The sequence below is a fragment of the Leptospiraceae bacterium genome, assembly GCA_015075105.1.
GTDB lineage: Bacteria > Spirochaetota > Leptospiria > Leptospirales > Leptospiraceae > JABWCC01.
In genome coordinates, this window is sequence record JABTUZ010000002.1 from 1,395,768 (window position 1) to 1,410,425 (window position 14,658).

Consider the following 14,658-nt stretch of genomic DNA (forward strand, 5'->3'; position numbering starts at 1 on the left):
CTGCAACTAAAAAAGAAGAATTTCATTCTTTTTCTGCTGCTTTATATATTAAAAATTGACCGATATAATACGTAGTCATTACCAAAAATTTCTGAACTGATGTAGAAAAAATGTGACTATAGAACTTATCAATTCCTATTAAAGAGTCTGAAATAAAAAATATACAAGCCCCAAACACTCCTGCAAGGTATGAGTTTCTATTTACGTTACTTCTAGAAAATGCCCTCCATACCATAGTGCTGATTGTGATTATATAAAATAAGACAGGGATTTTCATAGCCCCGAGACCAGGGTACATTATATAAAATAAGCCTCCTCCAACTAAAAAAATCGGAATAGATTTGATTACGGAAACACTCGCTCCTTTTGAAAATCCAATAATATAAAAAATATGACCGAATAGAAATGACCCAAGCCCAAAAACAAAATATTCAGGGAAAATCAATAGATAGTCTCCGATTAAAGAAAAAAATAGACCAAAAAAAATAAACTTTTTTAAATGAGAATGAATCCCTATTTTCTTTGATAGATACAAAATTAAAAGTAAAATGGGAAGCCCTTTGGTTGCCAAAGAGCCAATTTGGCTTTCCGGAAAGTAAAATGAAACTACTAAATGTAAAATCCCGAGTAAAATAAAGTTGTTGAGCATAAAATCTTTTCTCCTAAAAATAGATTTATTATTGTATAAAACCTTAGGCAAGTTTTATTCTACATTTACGAATTATGTTTCAATTAAATTTTACAGAAATCAATCACGAAATAATCTTATTTATTCTTTTCAATGTAATAGTTATTTTCATGTTGATTTTAGATTTGGGGATTTTGACTAAAAAGGAAGGTCCCATTTCCTTAAAAAAAGCAGGGTATTGGACTTTGATCTGGGTTGGGGTTTCCATGCTTTTTGCGGTTTTTATTTACTTTTATGATACCGACCCAAACGACCCTTCTAAAAATCGAGTGAAGACTATGGAGTTTTTAGCGGGCTATTTACTCGAATATTCTCTATCCATCGACAATCTTTTTGTATTTATTATGATTTTTCAAAAGTTCAGAATCGGTCCCGCATACCAGCCTGAAATTTTAAAATGGGGGATTATCGGAGCTGTAGTGCTTAGGGCGATTATGATCTTACTTGGGGCATCTCTTGTAGCAAAATTCGGTTGGGTCTTGTATGTATTCGGTTTTTTCCTGATCTATACAGCCTACAAAATGTTTACACACAAAGAAGAGGACGAGAGTTTTCATCCTGAAAACAATATGATTTACAAATTAGTAAAAAAAGTATTCCATATAAGTCACCACGACCACCACGCTCATAAATTTTTCATTAAAGAAAACGGGAAATTAATGGTAACACCTCTATTTGTAGTTCTTTGCCTTATAGAAACAAGCGATGTAATGTTTGCCTTGGACTCAATCCCTGCTGTATTTTCTATAACCCAAGACCCTTTTATAGTTTACACATCCAATATTTTTGCGATTCTCGGACTCAGGTCTTTGTATTTTATGATAAGCGGAGTTATGGATTTATTTGTTCACCTAAAAACTGGGGTTGCCTTAATTCTTGTATTTGTAGGTTTCAAGATGATCCTGCCTCTTATCTGTGAGATCGCAAATATACCGGTGGTTCACATTCCTATTGCAATTTCTTTAGCGGTAATAGTCAGTGTCCTAATCACATCCATACTATTTTCATTACCCGATTTTCAAAAAAACAAAAAAAAGAAATCATAATAAAGGAGAGTTACAATGTTTAAAATAAAATATTTTTTGATGGTTCTGGTTCTTCTGGCGTTTGTAACTTCAAGTGTTCAAGCAACTGAAGTTCCTTCCGGTGGAGAGATGATGATTGATGCTATTTTAATTCGCCCTCTCGGTGTAGTAAGCGTAGTTTTAGGCTCTGCCATTTTTGTAGTATCACTTCCATTTACACTTCTTAGCGGTAGTGTCAAACAATCCGGGAATAGACTCGTAGGATACCCTTTAAAATTTACATTCACCAGAAAACTCGGATCGTTTCCGGGTTACAGTGAAGAATTAGAATACGAACAGGAGTAATAGCATGCCGGATACAACTCCGATAGAAGACTGGGAAAAATTAGCAAAAGAAGCTGACCTAAGAGGAAAAGATGTTTCTTCTCTAAACTGGGACTCTCCTGAGGGAATTACATGGAAGCCGCTTTATACCTTAGAAGACTTAGAAAAACTCGAACTTACAAACACACTCCCTGGAATTTTTCCGTTTATTCGAGGTCCGAGGGCTACCATGTATTCTCATCGTCCATGGACTATTCGACAATATGCGGGATTTTCCACAGCAGAAGAGTCTAACGCATTCTATAGAAAAAATCTTGCAGGCGGCCAAAAAGGTCTTTCCGTAGCTTTTGATTTGGCTACACACAGAGGGTATGACTCTGACCATGAAAGGGTAATTGGAGATGTAGGGAAGGCAGGAGTTGCAATCGACTCTGTAGAAGACATGAAGATTCTTTTTAACGAGATCCCGTTAAAAGAAATGTCTGTATCCATGACAATGAATGGCGCAGTTATACCAATCCTTGCCATGTTTATCGTAGCAGGCGAAGAGCAAGGTGCGAAATTAGAAGAGCTTTCCGGTACGATTCAAAACGATATTCTAAAAGAATTTATGGTTAGAAATACCTATATCTATCCACCGAAACCTTCCATGAAAATCATAGGAGATATTATCGAATACACTTCTAAGAATATGCCGCGGTTTAATTCTATTTCTATAAGTGGTTACCATATCCAAGAGGCAGGAGGGAATGCAGTACAAGAATTAGCCTATACAATAGCAGACGGTTTAGAGTATGTAAAGACTGCAATCGACAGGGGTCTTGAAATAGATGATTTTGCTCCGAGACTATCTTTCTTTTTTGGAATTGGGATGAATTTTTTTATGGAGATTGCAAAGCTAAGAGCGGCAAGACTTCTTTGGGCTGAGGTTATTCAAAAATTCAACCCCAGAAATCCGATGAGTATGGCTCTTAGAACCCATTGTCAAACCTCAGGGTGGAGTCTCACAGAGCAAGACCCTTACAATAATGTAATCAGAACGACAATAGAAGCAATGGCAGCCGTACTTGGTGGAACTCAAAGCCTCCACACAAATGCACTTGATGAGGCAGTTGCGCTTCCTACAGAATTTTCGGCAAGAATAGCTCGAAATACACAGCTAATCATCCAAAATGAAACCCAAATCCCAAGAGTCATAGACCCGCTTGGTGGATCGTATTTTATAGAATCTCTCACCCATTCCATTGTAAATGAAGCAAAGAAACTAATGAAAGAAGTAGAAGACCATGGTGGAATGGCGAGTGCAGTTGAGGCAGGACTGCCTAAGATGAAAATAGAAGAGTCTTCCGCCAAAAGGCAAGCTCTTATAGATCAAGGGATTGAGGTAATCGTAGGTGTAAATAAATTCAAATTAAAAGACGAGTCTCCTATTGAATTTTTGGATATAGACAATACCGCAGTTCGAAATAAACAAATTGCAAGACTAAAAGAAATCAAATCCAAAAGAGATTCAAGTAGAGTAGAGAAGGCGTTAGACGACATCACTGAATCGGCAAAATCCGGAAAAGGAAATTTATTGGAGTTAGCGGTAACTGCTTCAAGGCTAAGGGCAACCGTTGGAGAAATATCTTATGCAATGGAAAAAGTTTTTGGTCGGCATAAAGCAATGATTAGAACAATCAGTGGGGTATATTCTAACTTGAGTCAAAAAAACGATTTATTCAATCAGGCAGTAAAAAGAATAGAAGAATTTGCAAAAAAAGAAGGCAGACGACCCAGAATGATGGTAGTAAAGATGGGGCAAGACGGGCACGACAGAGGAGCAAAAATTATTTCTACTGCATTTGCAGATATGGGATTTGATGTAGATGTTGCACCCCTTTTCCAGACCCCCTCTGAGGTAGCCAAGCAAGCTATCGAAAATGACGTTCATATCATCGGTGTTTCTTCTCAAGCAGCCGGGCATAAAACTCTTATCCCTGAGCTTATAAAAATTTTAAAGAAAGATAATGCAGGAGATATAAAAATTATAGCGGGTGGAGTGATCCCTCCCCAAGACTACGATTTTTTATACAAAGAAGGAGTATCTGCAATTTTTGGCCCGGGTACGGTAATTCCTGAAGCAGCTCTAAAGGTATTAGAACTATTAAAGAAATAAATCTCATTAATTTTGTATAACGATTACAAATTGAAAAAAGACATTGGCAATATAAATTTGGAAATTTTTTTCTTGAAAATTGCATAACAGGATAACTCTTGGCGTGAATATGGAAAAAAGAATTCATCAATCTGTAATCCAATCGCTTTCTAAATTTTGCATCCCTGTTTTATTAATTACAGTCTTTGGTTTGACTCATTGCACAGTTATACCCATCTTTAATAAAAAAGAGAAGGATTCAAAAGCAAAACTTGCTTTAGCTTTTTTAATAGTAGATAGCATGATGTGCCATAACTCAAGAGGAGAATTCTGGGCAAGAGATACTGTTACCAATGTATCGTATTGCGTAAAGACAGACTTTGTGACAGAGAGCAATAATGCGAAACTCTATGTAGAAAAAAATCTTTCTACTGGTTTAAATTATTCTTCAATTCTTTCCACTTATGAAAATCAAATTATCAACAGAGAGACCCAAGCCTTTGGTGCCCCCTCTGATATAGACAATGATGGTAAAATCACAGTCATTGTCTTGGATATAATAGATGGTTCAACTTCTTCATCAGGTTTTGTTGCCGGTTTTTTTGATCCGGTAAATTTTTACACAGACGATCCGAGCAAATCCCTTCGCTCCAATCAAAAAGAAATTCTATACATGGATGGAAAAGAATTAGCCGCATTAGAAGGGAGAAGTCCGGGTAGTTTTTTAATTACCCTTGCTCACGAACTGCAACACCTTATCCGATTTCAATACGAGCTCGCAACCAATACAGAAGACGATACTTGGATTAATGAGGGAACAAGTGAGGTCGCAAGTGATATTACCGGATTTGGTCCTCAAGCATCCAGAATTTCTTGTTTTCGAGGAACATCATGCTCAGGTGGGGTAAGTGGGATTTCTATCGCCAATTGGTCATCTGAATTAAAAAGCTATGCTTACGCCTACTCACTTATGAAATATATTTATGAAAACTCCGGAACTACAACCGCACAAAAATACGCATTCTTCAAAAAATCCGTTTCCGGAGATACCTCAGGGGTTAGAGCGAACAACGCCACCAATCTTATGGAAGTTTTTAAATCAGCAAGCTCGTATAACGCATCTATTTTAAACCCGTACAGCTCAAACTCCGATATGTTTAAAAGGCTTATGGCTGCTTTTTGGGGGCAGTCTCAAGGATATGCGAATATTACAACTACCTATTTTGGAAATACAAGCATCGTTTCTTCTATTGATTCAGTCCGAACTAACTACCCTTTACCATCAGAATTAGCTGGACTTTACGCCTTCGGTGGGCTTTCTTACTCTGGAACTGGACCCGTGAACACTTCAATTTCTCCCACTGCCACATACCGCTTAAATGGAAATACAACTGGTGTAACATCGGGAGGCTCGAATTTTGTAGTAGTGAAGAATAGTATCAACGATTATCTATTACTCAATGGTGCAGTATCAGGAACATCTTCCCAATCAGGGACCGCAATTCTACTTGAGCCTATAGACTATCCAAAATTAGATCTAAAAGAAGAAGTCCTGCCGATTTGCCCAAATAAGCATTTGCACACTGTTCATGCAATTCATAAGAGAACAGCCGACTTAACCATATACCAAAAACAGTCTGAAGAAACTGAAATTATTTCCCCAGAAAACTATTAATCGAAGCCCTATCTTTCTCGAGGCTGTGTTTATGGATTTCTTCTATAGCTGCTTCTATCAATGGGCTAACCAAAAATATCTCTGACTTCACCTCAACCTCATAAACCCTTTCAGAAGAAGTTGGGGATAATTCTCTATAAACGCTAACTCCTTTGATAGTTACAATCTTATCGTTGTTTGGAGGAGACAATTTGAATTCGTGGGTATTTGTATCTAAGTCAAAACTCGATTCTTCTATTAAAGAAGGGTCATCCATTAGTGTAGCCACTACTTGAGGTAGGGAGGCTCCAAGGTTGATTTTCCTTTTTTGAAAAATCTTTGAACCATTTTTTGTTTCTTCTAAAAGAGTGACATTTTTTAATTCAGGGAATTTATCCAATTGCTGGTAGCGTTCTTCTCTGGCTTTCAAAAGATCGGCTAAGGGAACTTCAAATTTATGCGAGACGGTGTATTTCATCATTTTCCTTCAAAATTTTCTAATCAGGCTAAAACAATATTTTAAAGGACTAAATTGGCAAGAGGAAAATTATTGTAAATTTGAATATCGGAGAAAAATATTTTGTCCTCAAGCTGGGTAGAAATTTCTAAAAATGCAATAAAATCCAATATCCACTCGTTTAAGTCTATTCTACAACCGGGAGTAAAATTTGCTGCTATCGTCAAATCCAATGCCTACGGTCACGGAATCTTGGAAGTATCTAAAATTGCAATCTCTTCGGGTGCAGATTTACTCGGGGTAAATTCATTAGACGAGGCTATTTTTTTAAGACAAAATCTTCCTGACACAAAGATACTCATTATGGGAGAAATCCCTGATTTAAAAGAAAAAACAAAATTCGTAAGCGACCCAAATTTTTCTATTGTAGTATCCAGATTAGATGAAATTCAAATTTTAAACTCTCTTCCAAGCCCACCCAAAATTCATCTAAAAACAGACACAGGAATGGGAAGGCTTGGATTTCACGGCAAGAAACTAACCGACCTTATTTGTGAGATAAAAGAAGAAAATATTGAACTCCACGGGATTATGACCCATTTTGCAAGCACAGAAGATTTCACTGAGCATTCTTATTCAAAAATGCAATTGTCTCTTTTTAAGGAATACATCGAATTCGCTAAAAAAATCGGGTTTGAGAACCTCACAAAACACTCTGCTTCTTCTGCATCCACAATTCTATTTAGAGATGCCCATTTTGATATGGTAAGAGTTGGAATTTCACTCTATGGACTCTGGCCCAGCCGAGAAACAAAACTTTCTCATTCTCTTGTAGGGAAAAATGAGTTTCGCCTAACGCCCGCTCTTTCATGGAAAACTAAAATAGTACATATTCAAGACTTGGAAATAGGTTCGTATATCGGATATGGCTCTACTTATAAGACAAATTATCCTACAAAAGTTGCAGTCCTCCCTGTGGGGTATTTTGAAGGAATAGACAGAAGACTTTCCAATCAAGGGAATATTCTCATCAAAGGTAGAAGAGCGAGAATTCTTGGCAGAGTGTGTATGAATATGTGTATGATAGATGTTACGCACATCCCGGAAGTCACTATTGGAGACACGGTTGTACTAATCGGAAAATCGGGTGATGAGAGTATTTCTGCCGATGATATATCGAGTATGATTGGCACGATTAACTATGAGGTAGTTACAAATATTCACGCAAGCATTCCAAGGCTGATTGTAGATTGACACAGGGGTTTTATAAGGAGATTTTATGAACGAAAATTTGGAAAAGGTAAATTATATTTTAGAAACACTTCCCTATATAGCAAAATTTTCCGGGAAGACTATCGTAATCAAATACGGTGGAGCTGCTATGGCAAAAGAAGATTTAAAAGAATCTTTCGCAAAAGATATTGTACTATTAAAATATCTTGGTATTCACCCGATTGTGGTACATGGCGGGGGACCTGAAATTAATCTTATGGTGGGAAAACTCGGACTATCCACCGAATTTGTGAGAGGACATCGCATAACGGATGCACCTACTATGGAAGTAGTGGAAATGATTCTTACAGGAAAAGTAAATCAACAGATAGTTAGCAGAATAAATTCTATAGGAGGACAAGCTGTTGGGATTTCCGGTAGAGACGGAAAACTTGCAATCGCAGAAAAAGAGCCTCTTCAATTTGAAAACGAAAATGGAAGATTAGAAACAGTTGATATCGGACTTGTTGGAAAAATCCACACAATCAATACAGATATTTTATCCACATTGCAAAACGACGGTTTTATTCCTGTAGTTTCGCCTGTAGCCGAATCAAGTAGTGGTGAGCCTTTGAATATCAATGCAGACACAATGGCTGGTATGCTTGCAGGAGCTTTGAAAGCAGAAAAATTAATTCTACTCACAGATACACCTGGGATACTCATTGAGAATAATTTAGTGACAGGTTTAAGTAAAGAAAAAATTGAATCGTACATTAAAGATAAAAGTATATCTGGAGGAATGATTCCAAAAGTCGAAAGCTGTCTAAATGCAATTGCAAATGGAGTAAAACGATCTCATATTATAGACGGTAGAATTCCACACTCTATCCTTCTCGAAATATTCACCGATCAGGGAATAGGAAGTTTAATAGAATAAAGAAAATTTCACCTTGATACATTTTCCCAAATAAGAAATGGTTTAACATCTTGAATGAAAAGTATTTTTACAAGAAAAAGAATTAAAATACAAATTAGCAACAAGTAGAATAAAGTAAAGTTTACGCTTTCATCTTCGTTTTGTAATAAAATTACAAGTGGGACTGCAATCGTAAACATTCTGGAGATGTTTTCATATACTGACCAAAAATGATAGTATCCGGCAGTTCCTACCATAAATAAAGTAAAAATTATTCCGAGCCTAAATACCCAGCCTTTTTTTATATTTCCGGTAAATACACTAAAAACCCCCAGTATAAATAAAAAGAAAAGCGGAAGTCTGGACAATTCTCTTGCCAAATTTTTTATTCCTTTAAAATCTGAAAATGCTGTTACAAGATTACTAAGGTAAGAAAAAATTCCTTCCATCGGAAGAATAAAATCTGTGATCCTCGATATGCGCCAATTCGGAAATGTAAATCTTAAATACATCTGCCAGAAAAATGGAATCAACAAAGTAGAAAGAATAAAAAAAGTTTTTTTCCATTGTTTTTCTTTTAATGAGCCAAGCCCAAGAGGGAAAAGAAAAAATAACGCAGGTTCTTTTGTGATAATTGCAAGCCCGCCAAAGATAGAAAATAAAATAAATTTTTCCTTAGTAAAAAAATAATACGATAAAATAATTAGAGAAACCATTACAGAGTCGCTGACAAGCACGGTGTAGCTTCCCAAAGAAAATGGAGAAATTAAATATAAGATAGAATATTTACGAGCCGCCGGAGATAAAATATTTCTTAAAGCAAAAAAAGAAGCAAGAAACAAAACCCAATTTATAAAATACATCCCAAAAACATTTCCCCATTTTCCGAATCCCCCAAACAGAGAAATTAAAAAAGGGTAACCTATTCTTGGAGCACGATAACTCTCATCAAACCCTTTTGGCCAAAGAGTATTCAGGTTGCTGATAGTTCTGGAATAAAAATAAAAAATCTGACCATCATACCCTGCACCAAGGTCATCTTTCTCACCGAGAAATACCAAAGAGTTTGCAGGCATCTCTTTTGTATTTTGATTCACAAATTCGAGACCGAAGTTAATCATTGCAGTAGGATTGAAGTTGTATTTTTTTAAAAGAATAAAAGTAGTGCCACCCCATAAGAATACAAAGGTTAGAAGAATAATTTTCTGATTGTTTAAACGCTCCAATGCACCAATGAAAATACTCTCTATTGTTCTCATTTAAGATTTTCCTGAATGATTCTTGCATAAGTTTTGGTCATAAGGGATGCACCTTTATATGTAAGATGGTGGGGATCGGTAAATAACTTTTCATCTTGAATGAAATTTTTCAGATCGTAAAGTTTACCTGAGTTAATCTCGGAAATCCCATTCAAATAATGTAAAAAATCTTTGTACCACTTGCTATTTTCATAAAAGGTAAGCTCAATCGGATTTTCAGGATTATTCACAATCACAAATCGAATATTTTTTTCTTTTAACTGAATAGCTATCTTTTTTAAGTTTTCTATTTCTGACCAAGTTACAAAATCCGATTTTGAGAGTTGGATTTTTCTGTCTTTCAGTAATTTTAATCTATGGGTCTCCGGTCTATTTTCAGAATTGCTGTACATTCTCTCAAAATAATCTTTTTCGTATTCATCTTTACTCATCGAATCAAATCTATGCTCGTCCAAATAATCTTCTCTATTGTATGAAATATCTTTATTCAATTCATTTTTACAAAAATTTTGAGAAAGCCTGATTCCATAAAAATATTCTTTGCCGTATTGCTTGTGATCGATTTCTTTAGAGCTTACTGTTTTATCCGATTCAAATACTAATTTGATATTTTTTGTATCCGGGTGAAATTCTAAATTCAAATCATACCAGCCTGTTTTTTCAAACTTCAAAATTTTTGAAAAACCATTCTCCCCAAAAACTGAAACAGTCCAATTTTCTTTTGGAATAAAAATACTGTCCTCCAGTTTTCCATTTTTTAAAGAGCATTCAATTTGAAATTTTTGCGTAGTGAAACCCTTTGACCAGACACCTTCCTTTGGCATGGCTCCGGTATAATTGTGGTAACTTCGAGACCTTCTGTAATGTCTTTCGATATAAGCGTCAATCGGATCATTAAAAAAAGATCTGTATCTATTTACTTTTAAAATAGATTTAGTCAAGAGCAGGAATATGTCATTTTTTGAAATATCTCTAACATGGTCTTTCAAAAAAAGCCAAGGATACACAGATAAAACTGGAATCCTTGATTTGTACTCTTCAATCCTTGCTTTTTCTGAATACGTTAGGCGATTTTCATTTTCTCGAAAATGGTCTAACTGAAAATCTCCCGGATTAAACAAGAAAAGCACCAATTTTGGTTTTTTAGAAATTACATCTTCTATATAATAATAAAAGTCAGTAGGAGACATGGCTACATGAGAATACAATTCTACTCGCACCTTTTCCCATTTCACATTCGTATTTAACTCTTCTTGAATTTTCGACGGTAAAGCAGAATACAAAGCAACAGAACTCCCGACTATAAGTGATCCCTTTTCGTCATCCGCAAACTGAATGTGACTCGTTTTATGAAGAAAATTGTACCAAGGGGAAGTGTCCCATTCCATTTCATTTGGAAATTGAAAAAACAACATTCCAAAAAATATATAGTCAAGCACAGCTACAGAAAAAAATAGTGCAATAGACGCAAATACTACTTTCCACTTTATCGTCATTACGATTCTTACCTGAATTTCTTTTTCAATAGAGTCCACGCAAACGATACTGCCTGCCGAAATACTTTCTTGTTAAAAGAAGAATTTGAAAATACATAGTGGATTCCTATTTCACTAACGGTTCCGCCTGACGCATGAATTAAATACAGAGCCTCCATGTGAAAATCAAACGCTTTGGACTGTAACTTAGAATTAGCAAGTATTGAAATAGATTTTTTAGAATATCTTCTAAACCCTGATGTACAATCTTTGATTTTTGGTCCGAATAAATCAAAAATGCTTTTCGACATACAGTAGTTCATAACTTTCGCAGCAAGATAAGAAATCAATTTTCTGTACATTGGTACATTTTCAGTAATTTCTCTTCTACCGATTAGAATATCACACGAGGGATGAGAAAAAAACTGCTCTAAAGACTTTGGGTCATGCGATAACCCTGCGTCCATTGTAACTACCCAATCGTAAGACTTCTTCTCTGCGTATTTCATTCCGTCTTGAATTCCCCCCGGAATGTGAGTATTTTTTGTATGGGTGATAACGTGTAACTTCTTAGGATATTTTTTTAACAACTTGGAAAGAATCTTAGGGGTATTGTCTTTAGACGCATCATCTACAACACATATATCGCTATAGGGAATCGCTCGTAACACAACCTCTTCGATAGTGGACTCTTCATTATACGCCGGGACTATTGTAAGTAATTTTTCTTTCTTCACTTTTTCATTTCAAACACTTGTTTGTTTTGTTCCACCCATTTCAAAAGATTCGTAACTCCTTCGCGTGGTTTTACTTTTGGTTGAAATCCAAATTTTCTTGCTTCGTTTATATCGCATACAAAATATCTCATATCTCCGGGTCGCTCTGCTTCAAATAGAATCTCTTGTTTTTTCCCGGTAATCTCTCCGATTAAATGGATGCACTCTAACAAGGAAATCTTATGCTCTTTTCCCCCTCCAATATTGTACGTCCCCGGTATTTGCTTGTTAAAAAAATTAAAATAGCTTTCAGCCCCATCTCTTGCATACAAAATATCTCTCGCTTGCTTTCCTGTTCCAAAAATTCTTAGTGGCAAGCCAAATACAGACCGAATAGCAAAATTTGCAACCCAACCGTGATCTTCACCACCAAATTGTCTCTCGCCATAAATTCCTGTAAATCGAAAAGTGGCAGCAACCACTCCATACATATCTCTATACGTTTGAACATAATGCTCGGCACTCATTTTAGACGCGTGTAGAGGGGATATTTTCCCTACCATTACACTTTGAGATTCCGGTATTTCAATCGGAGTTCTTTCGTAAGAAGTTTCGGATTCTTTCAGTGTGTCATTAATAGAATTTCCATATACATGTATCGAGCTTGTGTTGACTACTGGAATCTTTCTTTTTCTGGCTACTTCAAGAACATTGAATGTACCGAGGACGTTAGTTGTAAAGTCAAGCTCCGGATCTTCCCAAGAAATGGTCATGGCAGGTTGAGCGGCAGTATGGATAATATAATCGCAACCCTCAGTCCTGTCCAAAAGATGCTCAAGGTTTCGTATATCTCCCTTTACCATAATAGCGCCTTTGGATTTTAGATAATTCCAATTATAATCTCTGGTAGCATCCGTTCCATAACCAGTTCTTTTCAGTTCATATTTGGTCATGCTATCATAGCTTACAACTTCCCAGCCTTTTTCTAAAAAGAATTCACAAACATGCGATCCCAAAAATCCACATCCACCGGTTACTAATACTCTCATTTTCTTTCCTCTATATTTTTAAATCTTGATATTTTTTTCTTAAAATAATCTTAAACGCAGAATATGCATCGCTTAACGCATTAAAAAATCCGTAATTCTCTTTTTCTACAGGTCGAAAATATGAGATTGGGATTTCTATGCACCTCATGTGAGCACGAATAATCTCAATCATCATTTCTACCGTAAACAAACGTCCTTCTACTTCAAGAGAAGGGCGAATTTTATTGTAGGAATCTTTCCATATTGCCATATATTTGCAATCTATATCCGTAAACCTCGGCTCTTGATCCCACCAGAATATTTCAACCATCTTTCCCATAAATAGATTCACTAACCTAACCAAGGGCTTTAAGTTTGATCCTTGCTCAATCATCTGCCTTGTAGTTCTTGTACCTATTACCATGTCGCAGTCTTTCATGTATTCCAAAAGTTTCGGATAATCCTTAGACCGAAATGCACCATCAGAAGAAGTCAATACAAGAATATCGCCTGTCGCACGATCTAATCCTTGACGAACTTGAATTCCTTGATAGTCTTTTTTCTTGCCATAAAAATAATGCTCTATCCGAACTTTATCTTTTTTAGCGATTTCAATTGTTCCATCTTTTGAGTCAGCGTCAACGACGACAATCTCGTGGACTTTTCCCTTGAAGTCAAAAAGTACATCGGATATGGATTTTTCATCGTTTTCCGTGGGCACAACAAGTGAAATTTTGTAGTTTTCAAACAAATCGTTTCGTATTTCATATACCGCATAGTGAAAGTCCTGCATTGAATTAATATTAAAATAATTGCAATTTATCGTAGTAGCGTAAATTTTACCGGTTTCTTTAGCCATCCGGTCGATTACGTCTGTAATTTCTACAACTCCTGATTTATAAGAAGGGGGAGTCTTTTTAAAGAAATGGAAATATTCAGGAGAAAAGAAATACGTTCCAAGCCCCAATAACTCATTGGGTGGATCCACAGGCTTCTCTACTAAATTCCGAATCCTGTCCCCCTCCAACTCTACAGAATAATTTTTCCTGATTCTGGATAGTACAGATGTTTTTAATACACCGATTGTCCCGTAAAGTCCCGGATATTTTTGAATTGTTCTGAGCAAGACCTCATGATTTGTCTTGTAATAAAATTCATCTCCAAGAATCAAAAAAAAAGGCTCTTGAATTTTTTCTTCCAGACTCGCTACGTCACTCGCTAACCCTTTTGTAGTCCAAGGAACAGTTTCTAAAGATACCTTTACGCCTTGCAGACGAATTCTATCTACCTCTGAAATTACCTGCTCCTGCAAATGCCCGACGATGATATAAATTTTCTCAACTTTTAGTTTTTTTGTAAGTAAGTCAATATTGTGGTGCAGAATCGTTTTTCTTTCTACTTGAAAAAGCGGCTTAGGGATAAAAGTAGTTTTAGGGTATGCCCTAGTTCCCTTTCCGGCGGCTGCAATCACCCCGATTCTAACTTTTTTTGCCATCAACAAAATAAGGATTCACGGCTTAGTTTTGTGTCAATTCCTTATTTTTTAGGAATACTAACTAAAATAGCACTTTCAAAGTCGATCCAATTCTAAAAAAATATTAGAACTTTTTGAAATCTCCCTCCTAATTCAATTATTTTTATAATTATTCAAAAATAGAATTCTATTTATGAATGGCGCACCTGCAAAAAGTCTTTCTTTGGAAAAGCAATTGTTCAAAAAGCCAATAAAAGTGCCATTTTCTAGCGTTGTAAAAAGCCCTGAAA

At 35.9% G+C, this 14,658-nt stretch carries 13 protein-coding genes; 6 read left to right on the forward strand and 7 right to left on the reverse strand.

The window, feature by feature from the left end; translation table 11 throughout:
- Positions 1-22: 22 nt before the first annotated feature.
- Positions 23-649, reverse strand: coding sequence for a lysoplasmalogenase (locus HS129_16610; protein MBE7413658.1), 627 nt, complete (start codon positions 647-649; stop codon positions 23-25).
- Positions 650-723: 74 nt separating this feature from the next.
- Here HS129_16610 and HS129_16615 point away from each other — a divergent pair, with 74 nt between their 5' ends.
- The 4 genes from HS129_16615 (at position 724) to HS129_16630 (ending at position 5,849) form a co-directional block, all read left to right on the forward strand.
- Complete coding sequence (locus HS129_16615) at positions 724-1,734, forward strand: TerC family protein (protein ID MBE7413659.1); 1,011 nt, start codon at positions 724-726, stop codon at positions 1,732-1,734.
- A 15-nt stretch (positions 1,735-1,749) separates the two neighbouring features.
- On the forward strand, positions 1,750-2,058 hold the full coding sequence (locus HS129_16620) for a hypothetical protein (GenBank protein MBE7413660.1): 309 nt from the start codon (positions 1,750-1,752) through the stop codon (positions 2,056-2,058).
- 4 nt (positions 2,059-2,062) lie between these two features.
- On the forward strand, positions 2,063-4,195 hold the full coding sequence (gene scpA / locus HS129_16625) for a methylmalonyl-CoA mutase (GenBank protein ID MBE7413661.1): 2,133 nt from the start codon (positions 2,063-2,065) through the stop codon (positions 4,193-4,195).
- Between the two features lie 109 nt (positions 4,196-4,304).
- Positions 4,305-5,849, forward strand: a complete 1,545-nt coding sequence (locus tag HS129_16630; GenBank protein MBE7413662.1) for a hypothetical protein — start codon at positions 4,305-4,307, stop codon at positions 5,847-5,849.
- Here the strand turns inward: HS129_16630 and HS129_16635 are convergent.
- On the reverse strand, positions 5,827-6,306 hold the full coding sequence (locus tag HS129_16635; protein ID MBE7413663.1) for a DUF2505 family protein: 480 nt from the start codon (positions 6,304-6,306) through the stop codon (positions 5,827-5,829). The genes HS129_16630 and HS129_16635 overlap by 23 nt on opposite strands.
- 102 nt (positions 6,307-6,408) lie before the next feature.
- On the opposite strand from HS129_16635, the gene alr reads away from it, so the two are divergent.
- The gene (gene alr, locus HS129_16640) at positions 6,409-7,539 is read left to right on the forward strand and encodes an alanine racemase (protein MBE7413664.1); all 1,131 of its coding nucleotides are present in this window, start codon (positions 6,409-6,411) and stop codon (positions 7,537-7,539) included.
- Positions 7,540-7,564: 25 nt separating this feature from the next.
- Positions 7,565-8,437 (forward strand): acetylglutamate kinase, encoded by an 873-nt coding sequence (gene argB / locus HS129_16645; protein MBE7413665.1) that lies wholly within the window; start codon positions 7,565-7,567, stop codon positions 8,435-8,437.
- Between the two features lie 8 nt (positions 8,438-8,445).
- Here the strand turns inward: argB and HS129_16650 are convergent, their stop codons facing one another.
- The 5 genes from HS129_16650 to HS129_16670 are packed head-to-tail and all read right to left on the reverse strand — an operon-like array spanning position 8,446 to position 14,365.
- Entirely contained in the window at positions 8,446-9,675 is a 1,230-nt protein-coding gene (locus HS129_16650; GenBank protein ID MBE7413666.1) for a hypothetical protein, read from the reverse strand.
- Positions 9,672-11,210, reverse strand: a complete 1,539-nt coding sequence (locus HS129_16655; GenBank protein MBE7413667.1) for a hypothetical protein — start codon at positions 11,208-11,210, stop codon at positions 9,672-9,674. Before HS129_16655 ends, HS129_16650 begins: the two co-directional genes overlap by 4 nt.
- On the reverse strand, positions 11,180-11,887 hold the full coding sequence (locus tag HS129_16660; protein MBE7413668.1) for a glycosyltransferase family 2 protein: 708 nt from the start codon (positions 11,885-11,887) through the stop codon (positions 11,180-11,182). Before HS129_16660 ends, HS129_16655 begins: the two co-directional genes overlap by 31 nt.
- Positions 11,884-12,915, reverse strand: a complete 1,032-nt coding sequence (locus tag HS129_16665) for an NAD-dependent epimerase/dehydratase family protein (GenBank protein ID MBE7413669.1) — start codon at positions 12,913-12,915, stop codon at positions 11,884-11,886. The genes HS129_16660 and HS129_16665 overlap by 4 nt, the downstream gene beginning before the upstream one ends.
- Before the next feature lie 10 nt (positions 12,916-12,925).
- The gene (locus HS129_16670; GenBank protein ID MBE7413670.1) at positions 12,926-14,365 is read right to left on the reverse strand and encodes a glycosyltransferase; all 1,440 of its coding nucleotides are present in this window, start codon (positions 14,363-14,365) and stop codon (positions 12,926-12,928) included.
- Positions 14,366-14,658: the final 293 nt, after the last annotated feature.